Raw genomic sequence first — 20,730 nt, 5'->3', positions numbered from 1 at the left:
CGCGCTGGTTGATCAGGCACTTCTGCGCGGTATGCACGAACTCGATCGGATCCTCGATGGTGAGGATGTGCCCGTACTCGGTCTTGTTGACGTGGTCGACCATCGCCGCGAGCGTGGTCGACTTGCCCGAACCGGTCGGGCCGGTGACCAGGATCAGGCCCTGCGGCTGGTCAATCAGCTCCTTGAAGATCCGCGGCGTGGCCAGGTCCTCGAGCGTGAGCACCTCGGACGGAATCGTGCGGAACACCGCGCCCGCGCCGCGGTTCTGGTTGAACGCGTTGACGCGGAAGCGCGCCAGGCCGGCGATCTCGAACGAGAAGTCGACCTCGAGGAACTCCTCGTAGTCCCGGCGCTGCTTGTCCGACATGATGTCGTACACCAGCGCGTGCACCTGCTTGTGGTCCAGTGCCGGGATGTTGATCCGGCGCACGTCGCCGTCGACGCGGATCATCGGCGGCAGGCCTGCCGACAGGTGCAGGTCCGATGCCTTGTTCTTGACCGAAAACGCCAACAGTTCGGCGATATCCATGCATGCTCCCCTGGCACTGCGACTGGAATTGTGTAACCCCTGCGCGGCAGTATAGCCCCGGACCCGCGCCGGAAATCCAGTCCGCCCCCTGCCGGAACCGCATGGATACGCAAGCCCTGAACCACGTCCTCGAACGCCTTGCCGCGGCGGCCCGCGACGCCGGGCGCCCGCAGCCGCGCCTGCTCGCGGTGTCGAAGACGCAACCTGCGACGGCCGTCGCGGAAATGGCCGATGCCCTGCGTGCGGCCAGCGCATCCGGCGCGTTTCCCGACAGCGCTGCGTTCGCGCCGGCCTTCGGCGAGAACTACGTCCAGGAGGCGCTGGCGAAGCAGGCGGCACTGGCTGGGCAAACGCTCGAGTGGCACCTGATCGGCCACCTGCAGTCGAACAAGGCCCGCGAAGCGGCGCTCGCATTCGACTGGGTGCAGACCGTGGACCGCGACAAGCTGGTCGCCGCGCTCGCCCGCCATCGCGCGCCGGACCTGCGGCCACTGAACGTGCTGGTGCAGGTGAACATCGATGACGAGGCCAGCAAGCACGGCTGCGTGCCCGAACAGGTACCGGCCATCGCCGCCGCGATCGAAGCCCAACCCCGGCTACTGCTGCGCGGGCTGATGGCGATTCCCGCACCGCACCCCGACGCCACGCGGCGACGCGCGGCGTTCGGTCGCATGAAGGCGCTGTTCGATGCGCTGGCGGCGCGCCATCCGCAGGTCGACACGCTGTCGATGGGCATGAGCGACGACCTCGAGCTGGCCGTCGCCGAAGGGGCGACGATGGTGCGGGTGGGGACGGCGCTGTTCGGGCGCCGCGCTCCGGGGCCCGGCGACACGGGTTCGTAGGAGACATCGGCTTGTGCGACCTGTTGTTGCGGGTCGCTTGCGCGTGCGGTCAGGCCGGCCGCCTTGCACGCGACCGGCGGTTCGCGCGGATGCCCTACCATCGTAGTCCTGCCCGCACCGTGTCCGACCGCCGATGACCGCCTCCCCGAATCCCGAGTCCCGGATCCCGCCCCTTCCCCGCTCTTCGACTATCGCCCTCATCGGCGGCGGCAACATGGCCCGCAGCCTGATCTGCGGGCTGGTTGCGCGTGGCGTGCGGGGCGATTCGATCCGCGTGGCCGAACCGGTCGAGGCCGCGCGCACGGCGCTGACGGGCGACTTCGGCATCGAGGCCTTCGAGTCGGGGGCCGAGGCGGTCGAAGGCGCCGGCGTGTGGGTGCTTGCGACCAAGCCGCAGGTCCTGCGCCAGGTCTGCGAGGCGCTCGCGCCGCAGGCAAGGGCGCAGCGGCCGCTGGTGATCTCGATCGCCGCCGGCATCACTTCGGCCCAGATCGCGCGCTGGCTGGGCGGAAATGGCGACGATGCCCCGACACCGATCGTGCGCTGCATGCCCAACACCCCGGCCCTGCTCGGCGCGGGCGTGACCGGCCTGTTCGCCACGCCCCAGGTCGGCGCGCAGGGCCGCGCGCAGGCCGAGGAGCTGCTGTCGAGCGCCGGCGCGACGGTGTGGATCGACGACGAGGAGAAGATGGACGCGGTCACCGCAGTGTCCGGCAGCGGCCCGGCCTACGTCTTCCTGCTGGCCGAGGCGATGGAAGACGCGGCAAAACGGCAGGGCCTGCCCGACGACGCCGCCCGGACCCTGGTGCTGCAGACGGTGCTGGGCGCCGCACGCATGCTCACCGAATCGGACACATCGCCGGCCGAACTGCGCCGACGCGTCACCTCGCCCGGCGGCACCACCCAGGCGGCGGTCGAAACCTTCGAGGCCGGCGGCCTGCGCGAGCTGGTGGACCGGGCCATCGCCAGCGCCACCGCGCGCGGACACGCGCTGTCGGCCGCCAATGACTGACGCCCTGTTTCGCCGCGCCTTAACGCTCATCCTCACGGCAGCCCTCGCCGGCTGCGGCGGGAGCGCACCCGGCCCGGCCGCCAGCCAGGGGCAGGCGCGGCAGGACGCCAGCGCGCGGGTCGGCGATGTCGTCGTGCGCGCCAACGCGATCGCCACCGAAGGCCTGGGCGAAGCGGTCGCGCGCCAGTACGGCATCGAGCGCGATACCGGCACGGTGATGCTGCTGGTCGGCGTGCGCCGCGACGATGGCAATGGCAACGAAGTGGCGCTGCCGGCGCGCGTCACCGCCGTGGCCGTCGACCTGCTCGGCAAGCGCCAGGAGCTGGCGATGCGCGAAGTACGCAGCAGCGCTCCGGGATCAGGCCCTGGGCAGGGCTTCATCGATTACGTCGGCACCGCCCGCGTGATCGCGCCGGACACGCTGCGCTTCGACGTCACGGCGGCGCTCGAAGATGAGCCGCCGATGCGGCTCCGCTTCAATCGGGACTTCTTCCCGCGCTGAGGCGGATGGCTCCCGCTCCGGCTCGTCAGTTGCGGCCGAGGTAGCAAACCTTCGGGGATTCGAGAGGCCGCTGCGACTCGACCGGAGGCGACTTGCACGAGAGATGGACATGCTCGTAGCGCATCCTCCAGGTGGAGAACTCGCCTGCGAGCAGGCGGCCATTCGCACTCTGGAAGCAGAGAAAGTGCTGTTGGCCGATCCGGTCGCCATTCAGCAGATCCCGCCACCACACCCATTCCGTTTCCGGATCGACATGGAAGCTTCCGCTTGCGTCAGTCACGGCAACGCGCTCAAGCGCAGGGCACGGATTGCTCCCGTCGTGCGAGTATCCGAGGAAGACTTCGACTCCACGCGCTGGATGGCCGTCGAGCACATAGTTTCCCGAGATTTCCGGACGCGACCATTCCGTATGCGGAGCCGGGTAGCATCCGGCACAGGCCACGATCACCGAAGCGGCCATCCAGCCATGCCGCCACCCGGCCACGATCAGCGCTGGTTGATCGCGTAGCGCCCCGGACCGAGCAGCATGATCGCCACCGCGGTGATCAGGAACATGCCCTGCAGTTCAAGCGCCCAGCCGCCCTGGTCGTTGAGCTGGCCGAGCTGGCCCATGTGCGCCAGCCCGAAGGCGAACAGCATGTTGATCGCGACGATGGCCGCGCCGATGCGCGCGTACGCGCCGAACAGCAGCATCAGCGGCGCCAGTACCTCGCCGACCAGTGCGCCGTAGGCGAGGAAACCGGGAAGGCCGTTGGCGACCAGCATGCCCTCGATCGGGCCGAGCCCGTTCTTCAGTTTCGAAACGCCGTGCAGCAGGATCAGTGCGCCCAGCGCGATGCGCAGTACGAGCTTGCCGAAGTCCTGCATCGCTGCCTGGTTCATGGCCGTGTCCCCGTTTGATGGCGCGTGCATGATGGCAGAATCGGGGAGTCGGGCGTCCTTCGAGGCCGGTGGAGCCGGCGCCCCTTCACGGGCCGCTCTCTGGCGGCCCTCCGGCCCGCGCGGCGGCCGCCCTCCGACACTCCCCGGGACGAGGATCCCCGCTGCGCGGGAATGACGATATCGGGGCGGACGATGCCTTCCCTGCAAACCGGGCGTATCGGCGAATGAAGCGGGAAGGCGTTTGGATCCCATCTCCGCGAAGGCGGGAATCCGGTGACATATTTTCCCGGTGATCCCGCGGCCTCAGCCGTGGCGCCCGGCCCACTCCCGAATGATTCGGGCGATCTCGCGCACGCCGTCGGTCAGCGCCGCCGGCCCCGGCTGCAGGATGATCGGCGACTTGATCTCGTGCAGCTCGCCGTCGCGCACCGCGGGTATCGCGCTCCAGCCGGCGCGCGCGGCCACTTTCTCCGGGCGGAACTTCTTGCCGCACCACGAGCCGAGGATGATGTCCGGCGCACGGCGTACCACGTCCAAGGGATCGGCGAGGATGCGTTGCTTCGCCAAGGGCTCGGCCGCGCGTTCCGGGAACACGTCGTCGCCGCCGGCGATGCGCACCAGCTCGGCGACCCAGCGGATGCCGGTGATCGGCGGCTGGTCCCATTCCTCGAAGTACACCCGCGGGCGCCGCGACAGGCGCGCGGCGTCGGCGGCGATGGCGTCGAGCCCGCGCTGCAGCTCGTCGGCGTAGGCGTGGGCGGCGTCGCCCGCGCCGACCAGCGCACCCAGGCGCCGCACGTAGTCGATGATGCCGTCGACGCTGCGATGGTTGCTGATCCAGACCTCGACGCCATGGCGCACGAGTTCGGCCGCGATGTCGGCCTGGATGTCGGAGAAGCCGACCACGAAATCCGGCTCGAGCTTCAGGATCTCGTCGATCTTCGCGCTGGTGAACGCACTGACCTTCGGCTTCTCCCGCCGCGCCCGCGGTGGCCGCACGGTGAAGCCGCTGATGCCGACGATCCGATCCTCCTCGCCGAGCGCGTACAGCACCTCGGTCGGCTCCTCGGTCAGGCAGACAATGCGTTGCGGTCCGATCGCCTGCCGCGACCGGGAAGCCGGCAGCGGTGCGGGAATTCGGCAGCCGCGCCCTTCGGTGACCGCAGCATCGAACCCCGCCTCCTTGCTGGTCACGGATACAGCATCCGCTTCGTCCAGGCCCCCGTCACGTCGCCCTCGTACAACCAGCGTTCGTGCAGGCGCGAATCGCCGGCGTACCAGAACTCGATGCGATGCGGCTTCACGCGCAGGCCGGTCCAGCGCGGCGGGCGCGGCACGTCGCGGCCTTCGAACTCGCGCTCGGCGGCCTGCAGCGCGCGTTCGAACTGTTCGCGCGACTCCAGCGTTTCGGACTGCTTCGACACCCACGCACCGACCTGGCTGCCGCGCGGCCGCGTGGCGAAGTAGGCGTCGGCTTCCTCGTCGCTCACCAGTTCCACGTCGCCTTCGACGCGCACCTGCACGCCACTGCGCACGCGTGGCCAGTGGAACAGCAGCGCGGCGCGATGGTTGGCCTGCAGCTCGCGGCCCTTGCGGCCGTCGAGGTGGGTGTAGAAAACGAAGCCGCGTGCATCGAAGGCCTTGAGCAGCACCGTGCGTGCCGAGGGACAGGCATCGAGCGAGGCGGTGGCGACCACCATCGCGGTGCGGTCGGGTTCGCCGGCGGACAGGGCTTCGTCGAACAGCTGGTCGAACGTGGCGAGGGCTTCGGCGTGGAGGTCGGGCGGGTTCATTGCGGTATTGTGGCCCGATGTCCACCGCTCCGCATCCCGGCGACGCGCAGGGCTTTCCCGGCGATTTCGTCGCCTCCTGCCTCGACGCCGCGCTCGCGCGCGGAGGCGGCGTCCAAGGCATCACCGGCCTGCAGGGCAGCGGAAAATCCACCCTGGCCGCGCAGGTCGCCGCACTGGCCAGCCAGCGCGGGATCGCGGTCGCGGTGCTGTCGCTGGATGACGCCTATCTCGACCACGATGAACGCACCGCGCTTGCGCGGGACGTGCATCCGCTGCTGGCCACCCGCGGGCCGCCCGGGACGCACGACGTGGGCCTGGCCTGCCGCACGCTCGATGCCCTGCGCGCCGGCGAAACGGTCGCGCTGCCGCGATTCGACAAGCTCGGCGATCGCCGCCTGCCGGTGTCCGACTGGCCACGCGCCGGGCCGGTCGGGCTGGTGCTGTTCGAAGGCTGGTTCCTCGGCACCCCGGCGGAACCGGCCGCGGCGCTGGTCGAGCCAGTCAACGCCCTCGAAGGCGACGAGGATCGCGACGGCCGCTGGCGCCACTGGTGCAACGACGCGCTCGGCCGCGAGTACCCCACGCTGTGGCGGCGCATCGACCACCTGCTGTTCCTGCAGGGGCCCGGGTTGGACGTCGTGCCACGCTGGCGCTGGCAGCAGGAGCAGGCGCTCCAGGCCAGGCATCCCGACCGCCAGGCCATGCGCCGCGAACAGGTCGGGCGCTTCGTGCAGTTTTTCGAACGGACCAGCCGCCAGGCGATGCGGACGCTCCCGGGCATCGCCGATCGCGTCGTACGGCTGGATGCACAGCGGCGGCTGCTGTAGCGGCGCCGCGCGGCCAAAGAAGAAGACTGGACCAACAGGAGCGGCGTCAGCTGCGAGCTTTCGGATTCCTGGAAGGCCGCGAGCGCGCGGCCGAGGCCGCTCCTGCAAGATCTTCCGGTGCGACTTTCCCCTACTCCACCACGAACGTGATGCGCAGGTTGACCCGCCATTCGGTGATGTCGCCGGTATCGTTGGTGACGGCCTTGACCTCGTTCACCCATACGCCCTTGATGCCCTTGACCGTCTCCGACGTCTTCTTCAGGCCGTGCCGCACCGCGTCCTCCACGCTGGTGGTCGACGATGCATTGACTTCGATGACCTTGGCGACTGCCATTTCACTTCTCCTGTCGGGGCGGCGACGCCGCCGGAACCACGCAGGCTAGGCCGGCCGACGTTAAGCTGGCGACACGCGGTGCTAGCATCCGGCCATGAATCCGGCCCCCAACCTCGTCCTCGTCGGCCCGATGGGTTCGGGCAAGTCGTCGATCGGGCGGCGCCTGGCCCAGCGCTTCGGACTGGCGTTCTTCGATGCCGACCGCGAAATCGAGGCTCAGGCCGGCGCGAGCATCGCCACCATTTTCGAATGCACGGGCGAAGCGGATTTCCGCGCGCGCGAACAGATCGTCCTTGCCGGGCTGCTGGCCGGCGAGGGCGCGGTGATCGCGACCGGCGGCGGTTCGGTGCTGGACCCGCGCAGCCGCGAGCTGCTGCATGCGCGCGGTTTCGTGGTCCACCTGCACGTCGACATCGCGCAACAGCTGGCGAGGCTGGCGCGCGACCGCAGCCGCCCGCTGCTGGCCGGCGGCGACCGCGAAGCCGTCCTGCGCCGCCTCGCCGAGGTCCGCGAGCCGCTCTACGCCCAGGTCGCCGACCTGCGCTTCGACACCGCGGCGATGGGCGCGGCCGAAACCGCTGCGAAGCTGGGACACCTGCTCGACGCGCGCTGGCAGGCCACGGCCGCCGCGAAGACCGACGGCGTTCGCGCATGAGCCTGCGCCACGTCGAAGTCGGCGGCACCGCGCCCTACCGCATCACCATCGGTCGTGGCCTGCTGCGCGACGGCAACCTGCTCGCGCAATCGCTGCGTGGGCGCCACGTGCTGGTGGTCAGCGACGCGAACGTCGCTCCGCTGTATGCGCAGGCCGTCGTGGATGCCCTGCGCGCCGCGCGGCCGGACCTGCGGATCGCCACCCACGTGATGCCGGCGGGGGAGCGGGAAAAGACCTTGTCCCGCTTCGGCGAGGCGGTCGACGCGCTGGCCGCGCTCGGGGCCACCCGCGACGCCTGCGTCTACGCGCTCGGCGGGGGCGTGGTCGGCGACCTTGCCGGTTTCGCCGCCGCCTGCTGGATGCGCGGCATCGACTGCGTGCAACTGCCGACGACGCTGCTGGCGATGGTGGATTCCTCGGTCGGCGGCAAGACCGCAATCGACCTGCCGCAGGGCAAGAACCTCGTCGGGGCGTTCCACCCGCCGGTCGCGGTGGTGGCCGACACCGACGCGCTGCGGACGCTGCCCGCGCGCGAACTGCGGGCCGGGCTCGCGGAAGTGGTGAAGTACGGCGCGATCGTCGATGCCTCTTTCCTCGATTGGCTCGCCGCGCGTGCCGACGCCCTGCTCGGCGGCGACGGCGACGCGCTGGTCGACGCCATCGCCCGCAGCTGCGTGCACAAGGCCGCGATCGTCGAGCGCGATCCGTTCGAACGAGGCGAACGCGCGCTGCTCAATTTCGGCCATACCTTCGGCCACGCCATCGAGACCGCGCAGGACTACGGCACGCTCAACCACGGCGAATCCGTGGCCGTCGGCATGGTCCTGGCCGCGCGGCTGTCCTCCGCGCTGGGCCTGGCCACCGACACCGACGCGATGATCCTGCAGGCGCTGCTGCAGCGGTTCGGCCTGCCGACCGCGCTGCCCACGGGCCTCGATCCCGATGTCCTGCTCGCCCACATGCGCCTGGACAAGAAAGCGCAGGCCAGCGGCCTGCGGTTCGTGCTGTGGGAGGGCCTGGGGCGAGCGCGGGTGGTGGCGGACGTGCCCGGGGACGCGGTGCGCGACATCCTGGGCAGCACATAGGCACCCGTTTTCGCTGGAACATCGAGATCTTGGCTGCTGCCCTCCCCCTGCAAAGGCAGGGGGGAGGTTGGGAGGCGGTGTGCACGGTTCGCGGCGTTGCCAAAGGGCACCCCTCCCCGACCCTCCCCTGACTTCGCAGGGGAGGGGGCAAAAGCTCGCGGTTGAAGCCGTCCTGCAATGGCCGCTCCAGGCCACTGGCCCCCGCCGCCCCGTACAATGCCCGGCCCATGCGCCTGTTCCTGCAACAACACCCCGACGGCCACGACGCCCCCCGCTTCGTGCAACTGATGCTGCAACCCGACCTGCTGGGCGGCTGGGAGCTGGTGCGCGAAACCGGACAGATCGGCGGACGCAGTACCGTGCGCCGCGAACAGTTCCTCGACCAGGCCAGCGCCGTGAGCGCGCTGGAGCGCTCGCGCGACCAGCAGCTCAAGCGTGGTTTCCAGCTGACGTTCGCGCAAGGAACAGGCGCACCGAAATGAATCCTCTCCCTGCGAGGGCAGGGAGGCCGGCGATTGCGGCGGCGCCAGCGGAACTTGCCGAAGTTTCGCCCACGCCCATGCCCTCCCCGGGCTCTCCGGCCCCCGCTGGGGAGTGAAGTCGAGCCAATCCCCACCACTGCCGCAGAAGCACGATGCCCAACACGCCAGCCAATGATCGCTTCCTCCGCGCCCTGCGCCGCGAGCCCGTCGACCGCACGCCCGTCTGGCTCATGCGCCAGGCCGGTCGCTACCTGCCCGAGTACCGCGAAACGCGCAAGCGCGCCGGCAGCTTCCTGGCGATGGCCAAGAATCCGGAGATCGCCTGCGAGGTGACGCTGCAGCCGCTGGCGCGCTTCGACCTCGACGCCGCGATCCTGTTCTCCGACATCCTCACGATCCCCGACGCGATGGGCCTGGAGCTGTACTTCGTCGAAGGCGAAGGCCCCAAGTTCCGCCATCCGGTACGCGACGCCGCGGCGATCGCCAGGCTTGGCGTGCCGGACATGGAAACCGACCTGCGCTACGTGATGGACGCGGTGCGCACGATCCGCCGCGAGCTCGACGGCAAGGTGCCGCTGATCGGTTTCTCCGGCAGCCCGTGGACCCTGGCCTGCTACATGGTCGAGGGCGGCGGCAGCAAGGACTTCGCGCGCATCAAGGCGATGGCGCTCAACGACCCGAAGGCGCTGCACGCGCTGCTGTCGGTCAATACCGACGCGGTGATCGCCTACCTGTCGGCGCAGCGCGCGGCGGGCGCGCAGGCGCTGCAGGTGTTCGACACCTGGGGCGGCGTGCTGTCACCGGCGATGTACCGGGAATTCTCGCTGCCCTACCTCACCCGCATCGCGGGCGAGCTGGCGCGTGGCGAAGGCGCCGAACGCACGCGCCATGTCGGCGAAGCCGACGCGCGTACACCACTCATCCTGTTCGGCAAGGGCAACGCCACGCATCTGGAAGCGCTGGCCGCCAGCGGCGCCGATGGCGTCGGCGTGGACTGGCTGGTGGAACTGGGCGAAGCGGCGCGCCGCACGCAAGGCAAGGTCGCGCTGCAGGGCAACCTCGACCCGGCCACGCTGTACGGCTCGCCCGAGGCGATCCGCAGCGAAGTCCGCCGCGCGCTCGACAGCTACCGCGACGGCAACGGCGGCTCGCGCGATGGCCACGTGTTCAACCTCGGCCACGGCATGTCGCCCGACATGGATCCCGCGCACGTCGCGGTGCTGGTGGACGAGGTGCACGCCTACAGCGCGCGCTGATCGAGGGATCCGCCCGGCGCGCCGCGGGACAGGGCCATTGCGGCCCCTGGCTGCGGCGAAGGGTTTACCGCAGGGCGATCCACAACCATGCGGGGCTCGATGCTTCGATCCCCGCTGCGGAGCGGCCCGCCGGTTCGATGGACGTCCCCGGCCTCTGCGCTACTTGCGCAGCGCCTGCATCGCACCGCCGGTGAAATAGCCCTTCGACAGGCGCACGCGGAAGCCGGTGGCGGTGCGCGCGACCACGCTCATGCGCAGCGAAGTGCCGGGCAGGCGGAAGCTCTCGCCGACCTTGAACATCGAACCTTCGTTGTTCGAGCGCGTCGCCGGGGTCTGGTCACCGTCCTGGCTGCGCGCGGTGCCATAGCCCTCCAACTGGTGCACGATCACCGCGTCGCCCGCGAGCTCGCCCTCGAAGTCGCCCGTCGGGCGGCGCGCCTCGATGGTGTAAGCCACCTGCGCGGCCGGGTCGGCGGTTTCGGGCAGGGTCACCACGACCAGCTGGCGGTTGGACGCGGCCGCGAGCGAGGCGTAATCGAGGGCGATCTCCTGCGGCGCCTGCATCGTGGACGGAAGGCTGAGCTTGCGCGCATCGTCCACCCAGCCCATGCGCTCGCGCTGGTACATGTTCACGTGCTTGGGCAGGGTGCCGAAGGTGGCGTCGACGGTCGCATTCGACCAGTCGTCGCTCATGTTGTCCCACGGGTTGTCGTATGAGTCGCCGTCGCCGTCGGAGTTGTCGGAGTGGGGCATGCCAAAGCCATGCCCCATCTCGTGCGCGAACGGCGCGAGGCTCTCGTAGGCCCACGGCGGCAGGAAGGTGCCTGGCTTGCAGACCGACGGACCGCCATCGAACGGCGCGCAGCCGCTGCCGCCCCAGGCCATGCCGTCGAGCTCGCCGTTGTAGACCGTGTTGACGCCGTAGAACTGCGAGAAGTCGATGACCGCATCGGCCGCCGCCACGCAGTCGCGGAACAGCTGGTAGAGGTTGGTGCGCTTGCCTTCGGGCGTGTAGTACGCGCGCGGGTGCGGCAGGGTGAACCAGCCATGTGCCTGCGAGCCGGACAGGTCGACCTTGCCGTAGGAGACGTCCTTCCAGTAGCGGCCGAGCAGGCGCGGCGCGTCCGCGTACTGCTGCTCGAAGAACGCGGCGTTCTTCGGCTCGGCGGCCATGTCGCTGAACTTGCACATCACCGTGACCCAGCGCCGGTTGCCGGCCACCGGCAGGGCCGCGGCGGCCTGGAAGGAGGGAATCGCGGAAGACCTGGCCACGCGCACCGGCTGCACCGCCACCATCGCGTCGATGCGCGCGCGCTGCAGTCCGCGCGCCGGCGCGACCACGTTGACCGCCACGCGGCGATTGATCAGCGCATAGAGGTCGCCCGCGGCGCGGCGCGCCTGCGCCGGATCGAGGGCGACGCGCGTGCCGTCATCGCGCAACAGGTGGCTTTCGAACACATGCCGGCCGGGACCATCGCCCCACAGCAGTTCGAGCTTGCCCTGCACGACCTCGCCCGGAGCGGCCTCGGCGGCTTTGACGTCGCGCGCAGACAGCAGCGCCCCCGCGACGGCGAGCACGACGAAAAGGATCCTGGGCATCGCGGGTCTCCGATGTAAGCCGGCGCCGGAGTCCCGAAGTGCAACGGCCCACGCCTGCGCACCGCTGCGTCACGAGACAACGACCACGCAGAATGCGCGCGGCTCGCGTTCGTTATCGACGCGTACCCCACCTGCTTGAGTGACCTGCTACGCAGTTATCCAGCTAAATTCCGGATACGTGACGCGCCGCACAAGACATGCGTGCATGCACGGGACGACGCGCACGTTCGCGATGTGCGATGCACGACAGTCTTCCGCTGCGTCGAAGTGCTGGGTGCGGGCACGCTCCGTGTCGCACGGGTGGTTTCCGCGCGCAAATCACGTCTCCATGCGTCCTGTGGTGCGGAGCACCGGCACGTGGCCCGGGACATCGACGATCGATCTGCTCCGCCGCGGCCCCCATGCCGGCGTATTCCCCGCCTCGCGGCGGAACGACAGACGTTGCTCAGGCGCGTGTATCGACCGCCGCCACGCCCCGCGTCGGCGCGGGGGCGGCACCGAGCTTGAAGCGGCACACCTGTCCGCCGCGCACCATGCATTCCACGTGCTGGATACGCCGTCCGGTGGTGGCTTCCATGTAGGCGATGTCGAACTTGCAGACCTGCGCATGCTGCCTCGCCAAGCCGTGGAACACGCAGTTGAACGCCTCCACCTGCCAATCGTCGCCGTGCCGCGCCGGCACGGCTTCGTAGCCCAATGCGTCGAGTCGCTGTGCCAGCGCGCGCGCCAGCGCTTCGCCGCTTTCGGCCTGCAGCGAAGACTGGGTGGCCGCCACCGTGGCCCCGAGTTCCTGCAGCATCGCGCCGGTTTCGGCCTCGCCCACGCGCGCGAGCAGCTGCGAAATCAGCGCCGCGGCGATGGCGCCGTAGTTGCGCGGAAACAGCTCGCGTCCTTCGGCGCTCAGCGCATAACGCGCCTGCGGCCGGCCGCCGGTGGCGCGCGGCTGGACGCGTTCCACCAGTCCCCGCACGATCAGCGTGGTCAGGTGCTGGCGCACCGCGTTGTGGCTCAGGCGCAGGGCTTCGCACAGCGCCTCGACGCCCATCCCGTCGCGGGCCATCAGCAGCTGCCGCAGCAGCCGCTGGCGGGTGTCGCCGAATTGCGCGAGCCCCTGGGTCATCCCTCAGCTCGCCTTGTCCGGGAACTGCTTGGCGATCGCGGCGGCAAGCGCGTCGGCGATCATGTCCATGTGCGACTGCATCGCCGCCCACTCCTGCGCTTCGCCCGCGGTGTCGTCGGCCAGGATCAGGTTGATCTGCTGCGAATGATGTGCGCCGTGCGCGAGCATCAAACCGTGCACCGTGTCTTCCGGAAGGTTCGGATTGGCGCCCGCCAGGAACCTGGCGATGGCCGCGGCGTTGGCGTTGAGGTCGTCCATCGCCTTGGTCGCGCTGGCTTCGTCCTGGGCCGCGCGGGCGTCGGTCATCGCCTTGACCGCGCCCCAGTGGCCGCCGAGCAGGGTCAGCATCTGGTCGCCTCCGGCCTTGCCGTAGAAGCCGGCGACCGCGCCGCTGATCTGCCTAGCGTTCTCCACCACCTTGTCGGCGGCGGCGGTCGCGTCGGCCTGGTTGCCCGCATGCACGGCCAACGCGTAATCGCGGGCGTGGACGATATGCCCGTGCCACAGGTCGCGCATCGCCGCCTGCAGCTGCGGCGCCGGGACGGCGGCGGCTTCGGCCGCAGGCGCAGGGCCGGCGATGGCGGCCGGGGCCTCGGCCATGGTGTCGGCGGGCACGGCCGCGTCGGCGGTGTCGGCAGGCGGCACCTGGTTGCAGCCGGCCAGCGCCAGCGCGATGGCCAGGCCAAGGGGTTTGAATGAGGTGGACATCAGAGGGCTCCCGGAGACGTCGCGGCTTGCGACCAGTCCATCCTGGGCTTCTGCAAGCTATTCCACCCCGAATGCATGTGTAAAGCACGGATCTATTGATCTCATCCGGGCACGGGCGACCCGATATCTGAAATCGGGCAGCGTCGGACCGGCAGGCCTGCACTGCTGCACCCCAGGATTCCCGCCGCATTCGGCCTGGCAACTCCCGGCCAGGGAGCTGGAGGCGCATCAGCGCCGCTGGGTGCCGCCCCAAGCCGTGTTCCTGCATCGCCACACCGCGCTGCCCTCGACGGCGGCCGCTCGCGGAGCGAGGAGGATCCGCTTGGGCATTGCAGCGCGTTTGCCGCAGGTTCCGCCATCGGTCGAAGCAACGAGAACGTCCCGCAGCGAAAGGGATGCGCCGATACCACGTCGTTGTAAGCGATTACGCCCGCTCGCCGCTGAACACTCCCGATCACTCTCAGAGCCTATTCATGCCGGGCGCGCAAAGTGGACACCGGGGCGCCGCCATGGAGCGCGACAAAAGGTGATCGACATGAAAACTATTTCCTCCCGACAGTTCCTGGTCTCGATTTCGCTCGCCGCCGTCCTGGCCATGGGCGTCGCCGCGCCCGCCGTCGCCCGCGACAACCAGCGCAGCGAACGCGCCGACCAGGAAAAGCAGCACGACAAGGCGCGCGTCGAACATCAACAGCGGCCGCAGGCCGAACGCCGTGGCAACGACCGGCAGGACGCGCGGCAAGCCATGCGCCAGCAGGCGGAGCGCCGCGCCGGGGAACGACGCCAGCAGGCTCAGCGTCGTGCCGGCGAACAGCGCAGGGAATCCGAAGCGCGACAGCGGGCCGCGCAGCACCGCGCCAGCGAGCAGCGCCGCCAGACCGAAGCGCGCCGCGATGCCGGCCGCCAGCAAGCCGAACGGCGTGCCGACGCCCAGCGCGCCCGACAGCAGGCCGATGCCCGGCAGGCCGAACGCCGGCGGTCCCAGGCCCAGCAGGTCAGGCAGGCGCAGGCCCACCAGGAGCAGGCACGCCGCGACGAACAGCGCGTGAATCGCGAACGGACCGAACGGCGCGCGCAGTCGCATCGCAACGACGAGCGCGGGCGCACCGATGCGCGCGACCGCCTTGTCCGGGAGCAACAGGCCCGCGAGCAGCAGGCGCGCGAACGCGAGGCACGCACGGCGGGCCGGCACGAGCAGCAGCACCATGAAGCGCCGCGCGTGTCCGGCGGGATCCTGCCGCGCAACCGCAATGAGGAAACCCGCCGCCGCGACGATGACCGTCGCGCCCAGCAGCGCATCGAACAGCAGCAGCGTCTGAGCCGCGAACAGCAGGAGCGCCGCATCCGCGAAGAGCGCCAGCGCGCCGAGCGCTACCGCGACGAGCGCCGCGACTGGCAGCGACGCGCCGCACAGCGCGCCCAACGCCTGCAGCAACAGCGTCGGATGGCCCAGTACCGCTACCAGCAGCAGTACTACGACCGTCTGCGCGAGCAGCAGGTGCGCTGGAGCGCGCGCTCCTACGACTATCGCAACGACCCGTACTACTACACGCCCGACCGGTACCGCTATTCCTACCAGGGCAGCTGGCAGCGCACCAACCGCTACGGAGCCGACCTGATCCGGCAGGCCGTCAACTACGGCTACCGTGAAGGCCTGTCCGCCGGCCGCGCCGACCGCCAGGACGGCTGGCGCGCCGACTACCGCAACAGCTACGCCTACCAGGATGCCAACTACGGCTACAACGGCTATTACATCCCGCAGGACGAATACAACTACTACTTCCGCCAAGGCTTCGCGCGCGGCTACGACGACGGCTACAGCAGCCGCTACCGCTATGGCCAGCGCGACGACAACGGCAACTACGCGATTCTCGCCGCGATCCTCACTGCCGTGGTCGGGTTCGAACTATTGAACTGAGCTGGCCTGGCGTAGAGCCGTCCGTGGCTTCCGTCGAGCAATCGGCGGAAGCCATCAAGCGTGGCCCGTCCCACCTGTAAAACCGTCCTTGCCGCGACAGACCAAGCCCCCTACTCTTCCGGCGCAGGCTGCAGCTGGATCGCCAGCTCCTCGAAATCGGCAATCACGCTTTCCAGCGCATCGTGCAGCTCGCCCTGGCGGGTCATCAGGTCGTCGATCTTTGCAGTCTGGCCGAGCTTGGACAGTTCCCCGTCGAACAGCAGCCACGCCGCAGTCAGCGCTTCCACGTTGTTCTTGGAGTAGTGGCGCATCTCCTTGAGCTGGGTCAGGGTGTCATGGACGTGGTCGAGGTCGGTCTTGGCGTTGTCGTCGGACATTCGCGTGTTCCTTCCGATGGCGGTGCCGCGAAGATATCCGTGCCGTCGGCAGGACGATGTCACGAGCCGACCCGCGCTCCTGGAAACATTCATTTTCGCGCCAGCCCTCGGGAATCCCCGCCTTTGCTGGCGAAAGGAAATGTTCGGCCCTTTGCAGATGCGTCCGTTTTCGTAGCGGGCGTGCGCTGCGCGTCAGTCGCGCACCAAGCCCACCGCGCTTCGCGACCAGCGCAGCACCTTCAGAAGCGCGCGAGAAAGAATTCCCGCAGCGGATTGCCGGGTTCGGACAGCAACTTCGCCGTCAGCAGCAGCGACATCGTGACCAGCAGCGGCCGGATCACGCGGCTTCCCACCCGCACGGCCAGGTGCGCGCCCAGCCGGCCACCGGCGATGCTCGCAACGGCCATCGGCAGGCCGACCTTCCACAGCACGTGCCCGCCGATCACCAGAATCAGCAGCGCGGCCAGGTTGCTCGACAGGTTGAGGAACTTGGTGTGCGCTGTGGCCGACACCAGGCCGAGCCCGAACGCCGCGACCAGCACGGTGGTCATGAACGAGCCGGCACCCGGCCCGAAGAAACCGTCGTAGAAGCCGATCGCGGCGATCGCCCCGACCAGCGCCGCCGGCCCGAGCCGGCTGTGCCGGTCCTCCTCGGACGCCTTCGGCGCGACCAGGAAGTACACCACCATGAGCAGCAGCAGGCCGGGGACCAGCCCGCGCAGGAATCCCGGATCCACCCGCTGCAGCGTCCACGCCCCCAGCATCGAGCCGAGGAAGGCGCCCGCCGCGGGCTTGGCGAAGCGCCGGAAGTCGATGCGTCCCTGTCGCGCGAAACCGTAGACCGCGCTGGCCGTGCCGAAGCTCGACTGCAGCTTGTTGGTGGCGATCGCGGCGACCGGCGGGACACCGGCCGCCATGAGCGCGGGGATCGTCAGCAGGCCGCCGCCGCCGGCGAGCGCGTCGATCACGCCGGCAACGAAGGACACGCCCATGAGCAGCGCGATGACCTCGGCGGTGAGTTCCATGAAATCGATCCTCGGGTGGACGGCGTCAGGGCGGCGCGACCCTGAATTACGGCCTGCCCGCGCCCGGCGCATTGTCGCCGCCACGCAGCGCAGGGCCAAGGCGGAGGAATACGCGCCTGCCGGACCGCCACGCCATCGTCGCCGGGCACTCCGGGCAACGCATTGCCCCTGCGACCACAAGCCGTGCCAGCGATGGCTCGATCAGGACATCGGCTCTGGCTCGCGCAGCTCGCCGATCTTCGGCGGCAGCGGGATGAACTCATCGTGGTCGAGGTCGGGCAGCTTCATGCGGCCGGCCTTCCAGTCGTCGCGCGCCTGGTCGATGCGCGCCTTCGACGACGACACGAAGTTCCAGTCGATGTAGCGCGGCCCCACCGGCTCGCCGCCCAGGGCCATGACCGCGGCGTCGCCGACCGCGGCGAGGGTGGCAGCCTTGCCCGCTTCGAGGATCGCCATGCTGCCGGCGTCCACGCGCTGCCCCTCCACGTCCACCGCGCCGCTGGCGACATACACCGCGCGCTCGGAATACTCGGCTGGCAGCGACACCCGCGCGCCTGCGCGCAGCTGCCAGTGCACGTAGAACTGCGGCGAATCGACCCGCACCGGAGATTCCAGGCCCGACAGGCGCCCGGCGATCAGGCGCCCGACCACGCCGTCGTCGTCGAACACCGGCAGCGCCTCGCTGGCGTAGTGCCAGAAGCCTGGCGCCATTTCCTCGCGCTCTTCGGGCAGCGCCACCCAGGCCTGGATGCCGTCGAGCGGCCCGCCCTCGCGGCGCAGGCGTTCGAAGCGCTCGGAATGGGTGATGCCGCTGCCGGCCGTCATCCAGTTGACCTCGCCCGGCTGGATCGCCTGCTCCGACCCGAGGCTGTCGCGATGCATGATCTCGCCGTCGAACAGGTAGGTGATCGTCGACAGGCCGATGTGCGGATGCGGGCGCACGTCGGCCTCGCGCGGCAGTCCGGGCGCCAGCTCCTTCGGGCCCATGCGATCGAAGAAGATGTAGGGACCGACCATTCGGCGCTTCGCGAACGGCAGCACGCGGCCGACCTCGAAACTGCCCAGGTCGCGGCGACGCTGCTCGATGACGAGTTCGATCATGTCATGGCTCCCGGCGACGATGCGCCGGCGCCCGTTGTGCCACCTCGGGCGCCATGCCGCAACACCGGCCGGCTTTTCCCGACGATTGCCGGGGGACCTCCGAACGAAGCCGTCATCCCTGCGGCTTGCCCGCCTTCGCGCAATGGGGCCAAAAGCCGCGTTGTCGAGGTCCGAGCGCCAGCATTCCTGCCATTCCCGGCGCAGCGAAGGATCAGTTTCCATATGCAGGAGCAAAGCAGACCCCTCGCTGTACTCAGGACGACGACGAGTGATCCGGAGATCCGTCAGGCCGGCGGCATAGCGGCCGGATCCATCCAGAACGGACCCCAGATGTGGCCATCGGGGTCGGCCAGGTCGCGGCCGTACATGAAGCCAAGGTCCTGGACCGGATTGATGTTGGCGGTACCGCCGTGCGCCGCGGCCGCCGCGTTCATGGCATCCACCGTCTCGCGGCTGTCCATCGACAGCGCCAGCGACACTTCGCTCGAAGTCGGCGGCGGGATCGGGCGATCGGTGAAGCTGCGCCACTTGTCGCCCGTCAGCAGCATCACGTGGATCGCTTCGCTCCAGACCATGCAGGCCGCCGTGTCGTCGCTGAACTGCGGGTTGTTGGTGAAGCCCAAGGCTTCATAGAAGGCCATGGAGGCCGGCAGGTCGGACACGGGCAGGTTGACGAAGATCATGCGGGTCATGGCGGTCCTTTTTCGGAAGTCGTGCCAGTGCGACGAACGCGGGCGGCGCAGATCGACAAGCCTGCATCGGCAACCGCCACGCGCACGCGGTGCGCATGCCGGCGACGGACCCGGCCGCGCTGAAGGAGGTCCTGGCGCTGGAGGCGGCGAAGCGGTACGGCGATTGGGCTACGTGGAACTGCCGGTCTGCTGGCGTGGCTGCTTAAGGTCGAAGACGCGGCCGGTGGTGGGCAGCGCATCGGGCGCATCCGCGGCGCGGGTTCGGCCCGACGCCGCGGACGCCGGGATCACGTCCGGGCGCGAACCGGTTTCGCCCTGGGCGCGTTGCCGGGCCGCAGCTTGTGCCACAGCCAGCCCAGGACAGCGCCGTACGCGAGCCATTGCATCGCCGCGACCAGCGCCACGGCGCCGCCCGACGGTGCGCGGGCGCCGGGCAAGCCGGTCATGGCGAACAGCATCGTCGGCAGGTTCACCGCCGACGCGAGGTTGGTGGCCAGCGGCATGCTGGCCATGCGGTGGGACAGCGGCGAGTGGCCCGACAGCACCAGCCAGCTCAGCGCGCAACCCGCGGCGGCGATGCAGGCAGTCCGCAATACATGTCGCAACATGACGACGCTCCTGCCTTCAAGCCTGGGCCGGGTGGCGCCACGATAGCCGATGGCCCCCGCTGACCGCGACGCAACGACGGCCGGCGCAGCGCGCTACCAGAACCACCTGCCCAAGCGCATCAGCACGCTGCAGAGCCCGCCGACCACACCCGGCCCCAGGCGCGGCCAGGCGAAGGACAGCACGGCGAACCCCGCGATCGCCGCGCCCAGCCAGGAAAGCGGCAGCACGCTGTCCGACACCGGGGCGATCCAGCGGTTGAGCAGCAGCCAGAACAGGCCCAGCAGCGGCACGGAAAACAGCAGCGACACGAACGCGGCGGCGCAGCGTCCGCCGAGCGTCAGGTCCGGATCGGCGCTCCGACGGTCCCCCATCCGTGGCCCGGGATCTCGCGCCCGCCGGCTGCGCTCAACCACGAAACACCGCCTCGATGTTGTTTCCGTCCGGGTCGAGCACGAACGCAGCGTAGTAGATCGGCGTTGATTGATCCTGCCGCGCAGCCGGCGCGCCGTTGTCCGTTCCCCCCGCAGCCAGGGCAGCGGCGTGGAACGCATCGACCTCCGCGCGGCTGCGGGCAACGAAGGCCGTGTGCTGTCGGGTCGAGTGCGGATGGAACCGATCGATCCAGAAAACCGGGTATTCCACCCCGTACCCCACGCCATCGGTGCCTGCGTTTTCCGGCATCTGCATGGCGCGACGCATGCCAAGCGCGCCCAGCGCAGCGTCGTAGAAGATGGCGGAGACAGCGACGTCCGCAACCCCAATGCCAGTGTGATCGATCATGCGGTTCCTCCTTGCGGCTGGCTGATGCATCAAGCCGCTCGGCAACGCGGCTGCGATTCGAGCGGACGGTCAGGCGCCCCGTGGCTGCAGGAACCTGTGCATGACATACGAATCCACCAGACCCAGTCGCGCGTGCCGGAAAGCCTTCGGCAGCGTGCCGGCGACCGCGAATCCCAGCGACCTGTACAGCGCGACCGCCGGCGCGTTGGAGCTGACGACATAGTTGAACTGCATCGCGAGGAATCCCGCGTTCCGCGCCTGGACCAGGCTGTGCTGGACCAGGGCGCGACCAATGCCCCTGCCCTGGGCGGCAGGGTGCACGGCGTAGGTCGCACTGGCCACGTGCGCCCCCCGGCCCGGGTAGTTGGCGCCGTACTTGTACACGCCAAGGACGTCCGCATCGACCACCGCGACGTACGAGGCCTGGCCGCCCGACCAGTGCGACTCGAATGTCGCGCGATCGAAGTCGTCGGAGAACGGCAAAGCGTCGCCCGCGGCGATGACGGCCTGCAAGATGCCCCACATCGCATCGAGATCGGCGGTCGTGGCTGGTCGGATTTCCATGATCGTTGAAGAACTCCCTGGCGCCTGGATCGAACCGG

The 20,730-nt window shown here is 69.7% G+C and carries 26 protein-coding genes and 1 pseudogene; 9 read left to right on the top strand and 18 right to left on the bottom strand.

Features of this window, described 5'->3' with window-relative positions; genetic code table 11:
- Positions 1–472, bottom strand: a pseudogene (locus ACFOM9_RS01815) (type IV pilus twitching motility protein PilT); the annotation flags it as partial.
- Between the two features lie 158 nt (positions 473–630).
- Between ACFOM9_RS01815 and ACFOM9_RS01810 the strand changes: the two are divergent.
- From ACFOM9_RS01810 to ACFOM9_RS01800, 3 genes are all read left to right on the top strand, one after another.
- On the top strand, positions 631–1,371 hold the full coding sequence (locus ACFOM9_RS01810; RefSeq protein WP_386705615.1) for a YggS family pyridoxal phosphate-dependent enzyme: 741 nt from the start codon (positions 631–633) through the stop codon (positions 1,369–1,371).
- Between the two features lie 133 nt (positions 1,372–1,504).
- On the top strand, positions 1,505–2,383 hold the full coding sequence (gene proC, locus ACFOM9_RS01805; RefSeq protein ID WP_386705613.1) for a pyrroline-5-carboxylate reductase: 879 nt from the start codon (positions 1,505–1,507) through the stop codon (positions 2,381–2,383).
- Entirely contained in the window at positions 2,376–2,885 is a 510-nt protein-coding gene (locus ACFOM9_RS01800) for a DUF4426 domain-containing protein (protein WP_386705610.1), read from the top strand. The genes proC and ACFOM9_RS01800 overlap by 8 nt, the downstream gene beginning before the upstream one ends.
- Before the next feature lie 25 nt (positions 2,886–2,910).
- On the opposite strand, the gene ACFOM9_RS01795 is transcribed toward ACFOM9_RS01800, so the two are convergent.
- The 4 genes from ACFOM9_RS01795 to pdxH form a co-directional block, all read right to left on the bottom strand.
- A complete protein-coding gene (locus ACFOM9_RS01795; RefSeq protein ID WP_386705607.1) occupies positions 2,911–3,345 on the bottom strand; it encodes a hypothetical protein in 435 nt (144 codons plus the stop codon).
- Positions 3,346–3,371: 26 nt separating this feature from the next.
- Positions 3,372–3,767, bottom strand: coding sequence for a DoxX family protein (locus tag ACFOM9_RS01790; protein ID WP_386705605.1), 396 nt, complete (start codon positions 3,765–3,767; stop codon positions 3,372–3,374).
- A 303-nt stretch (positions 3,768–4,070) separates the two neighbouring features.
- Positions 4,071–4,865, bottom strand: a complete 795-nt coding sequence (locus ACFOM9_RS01785) for a cobalamin-binding protein (protein ID WP_386707237.1) — start codon at positions 4,863–4,865, stop codon at positions 4,071–4,073.
- Between the two features lie 92 nt (positions 4,866–4,957).
- Positions 4,958–5,560 carry a pyridoxamine 5'-phosphate oxidase gene (gene pdxH, locus ACFOM9_RS01780; RefSeq protein ID WP_386705602.1) on the bottom strand — a complete coding sequence of 201 codons (603 nt, stop codon included), beginning with the start codon at positions 5,558–5,560 and terminating at the stop codon, positions 4,958–4,960.
- 17 nt (positions 5,561–5,577) lie between these two features.
- Between pdxH and ACFOM9_RS01775 the strand changes: the two genes are divergently transcribed.
- Entirely contained in the window at positions 5,578–6,387 is an 810-nt protein-coding gene (locus ACFOM9_RS01775) for a kinase (RefSeq protein ID WP_386705600.1), read from the top strand.
- Positions 6,388–6,517: 130 nt separating this feature from the next.
- On the opposite strand, the gene ACFOM9_RS01770 is transcribed toward ACFOM9_RS01775, so the two are convergent.
- Entirely contained in the window at positions 6,518–6,721 is a 204-nt protein-coding gene (locus tag ACFOM9_RS01770) for a dodecin family protein (protein WP_386705599.1), read from the bottom strand.
- 94 nt (positions 6,722–6,815) lie between these two features.
- Here ACFOM9_RS01770 and ACFOM9_RS01765 point away from each other — a divergent pair, with 94 nt between their 5' ends.
- From ACFOM9_RS01765 to hemE, 4 genes are all read left to right on the top strand, one after another.
- Complete coding sequence (locus ACFOM9_RS01765) at positions 6,816–7,376, top strand: shikimate kinase (RefSeq protein ID WP_386705597.1); 561 nt, start codon at positions 6,816–6,818, stop codon at positions 7,374–7,376.
- Positions 7,373–8,461, top strand: a complete 1,089-nt coding sequence (gene aroB / locus ACFOM9_RS01760; RefSeq protein ID WP_386705594.1) for a 3-dehydroquinate synthase — start codon at positions 7,373–7,375, stop codon at positions 8,459–8,461. Before ACFOM9_RS01765 ends, aroB begins: the two co-directional genes overlap by 4 nt.
- A 227-nt stretch (positions 8,462–8,688) precedes the next feature.
- On the top strand, positions 8,689–8,943 hold the full coding sequence (locus tag ACFOM9_RS01755; RefSeq protein ID WP_386705592.1) for a WGR domain-containing protein: 255 nt from the start codon (positions 8,689–8,691) through the stop codon (positions 8,941–8,943).
- A 152-nt stretch (positions 8,944–9,095) separates the two neighbouring features.
- Positions 9,096–10,199, top strand: coding sequence for a uroporphyrinogen decarboxylase (gene hemE / locus ACFOM9_RS01750; protein ID WP_386705590.1), 1,104 nt, complete (start codon positions 9,096–9,098; stop codon positions 10,197–10,199).
- Between the two features lie 159 nt (positions 10,200–10,358).
- On the opposite strand, the gene ACFOM9_RS01745 is transcribed toward hemE, so the two are convergent.
- The 4 genes from ACFOM9_RS01745 to ACFOM9_RS01730 form a co-directional block, all read right to left on the bottom strand.
- On the bottom strand, positions 10,359–11,798 hold the full coding sequence (locus tag ACFOM9_RS01745; RefSeq protein ID WP_386705588.1) for a hypothetical protein: 1,440 nt from the start codon (positions 11,796–11,798) through the stop codon (positions 10,359–10,361).
- Between the two features lie 445 nt (positions 11,799–12,243).
- Positions 12,244–12,918 (bottom strand): helix-turn-helix transcriptional regulator, encoded by a 675-nt coding sequence (locus tag ACFOM9_RS01740; protein WP_386705586.1) that lies wholly within the window; start codon positions 12,916–12,918, stop codon positions 12,244–12,246.
- Between the two features lie 3 nt (positions 12,919–12,921).
- Complete coding sequence (locus ACFOM9_RS01735; RefSeq protein WP_386705584.1) at positions 12,922–13,626, bottom strand: hypothetical protein; 705 nt, start codon at positions 13,624–13,626, stop codon at positions 12,922–12,924.
- Positions 13,627–14,086: 460 nt separating this feature from the next.
- A complete protein-coding gene (locus ACFOM9_RS01730) occupies positions 14,087–15,049 on the bottom strand; it encodes a hypothetical protein (protein WP_386705582.1) in 963 nt (320 codons plus the stop codon).
- A gap of 21 nt (positions 15,050–15,070) precedes the next feature.
- Here ACFOM9_RS01730 and ACFOM9_RS01725 point away from each other — a divergent pair, with 21 nt between their 5' ends.
- Positions 15,071–15,544, top strand: coding sequence for a hypothetical protein (locus tag ACFOM9_RS01725; RefSeq protein ID WP_386705580.1), 474 nt, complete (start codon positions 15,071–15,073; stop codon positions 15,542–15,544).
- A gap of 110 nt (positions 15,545–15,654) precedes the next feature.
- Here the strand turns inward: ACFOM9_RS01725 and ACFOM9_RS01720 are convergent, their stop codons facing one another.
- The 8 genes from ACFOM9_RS01720 to ACFOM9_RS01685 all read right to left on the bottom strand — a co-directional run bounded on the left by ACFOM9_RS01720 (position 15,655) and on the right by ACFOM9_RS01685 (position 20,692).
- Positions 15,655–15,921 carry a hypothetical protein gene (locus tag ACFOM9_RS01720; protein WP_386705578.1) on the bottom strand — a complete coding sequence of 89 codons (267 nt, stop codon included), beginning with the start codon at positions 15,919–15,921 and terminating at the stop codon, positions 15,655–15,657.
- A gap of 239 nt (positions 15,922–16,160) precedes the next feature.
- Complete coding sequence (locus tag ACFOM9_RS01715) at positions 16,161–16,946, bottom strand: TSUP family transporter (protein WP_386705576.1); 786 nt, start codon at positions 16,944–16,946, stop codon at positions 16,161–16,163.
- A gap of 201 nt (positions 16,947–17,147) precedes the next feature.
- Positions 17,148–18,047 (bottom strand): pirin family protein, encoded by a 900-nt coding sequence (locus ACFOM9_RS01710; RefSeq protein WP_386705573.1) that lies wholly within the window; start codon positions 18,045–18,047, stop codon positions 17,148–17,150.
- 284 nt (positions 18,048–18,331) lie between these two features.
- Complete coding sequence (locus tag ACFOM9_RS01705) at positions 18,332–18,739, bottom strand: VOC family protein (protein WP_386705570.1); 408 nt, start codon at positions 18,737–18,739, stop codon at positions 18,332–18,334.
- Between the two features lie 287 nt (positions 18,740–19,026).
- Positions 19,027–19,347: a hypothetical protein gene (locus ACFOM9_RS01700; RefSeq protein ID WP_386705568.1), complete on the bottom strand. Its 321-nt coding sequence runs from the start codon at positions 19,345–19,347 to the stop codon at positions 19,027–19,029.
- 93 nt (positions 19,348–19,440) lie between these two features.
- Positions 19,441–19,719, bottom strand: coding sequence for a hypothetical protein (locus tag ACFOM9_RS01695; protein WP_386705566.1), 279 nt, complete (start codon positions 19,717–19,719; stop codon positions 19,441–19,443).
- Positions 19,720–19,753: 34 nt separating this feature from the next.
- Positions 19,754–20,128, bottom strand: a complete 375-nt coding sequence (locus ACFOM9_RS01690) for a VOC family protein (RefSeq protein WP_386705564.1) — start codon at positions 20,126–20,128, stop codon at positions 19,754–19,756.
- Positions 20,129–20,197: 69 nt separating this feature from the next.
- On the bottom strand, positions 20,198–20,692 hold the full coding sequence (locus ACFOM9_RS01685; protein WP_386705562.1) for a GNAT family N-acetyltransferase: 495 nt from the start codon (positions 20,690–20,692) through the stop codon (positions 20,198–20,200).
- Positions 20,693–20,730 lie beyond the last annotated feature (38 nt).

It is taken from the genome of Luteimonas notoginsengisoli, from assembly GCF_042648885.1.
Taxonomy (GTDB): Bacteria; Pseudomonadota; Gammaproteobacteria; order Xanthomonadales; family Xanthomonadaceae; genus Luteimonas; species Luteimonas notoginsengisoli.
The sequence above is the reverse complement of the archived record's forward strand: the minus strand, read 5'-3'. Positions and strand labels throughout refer to the sequence as shown.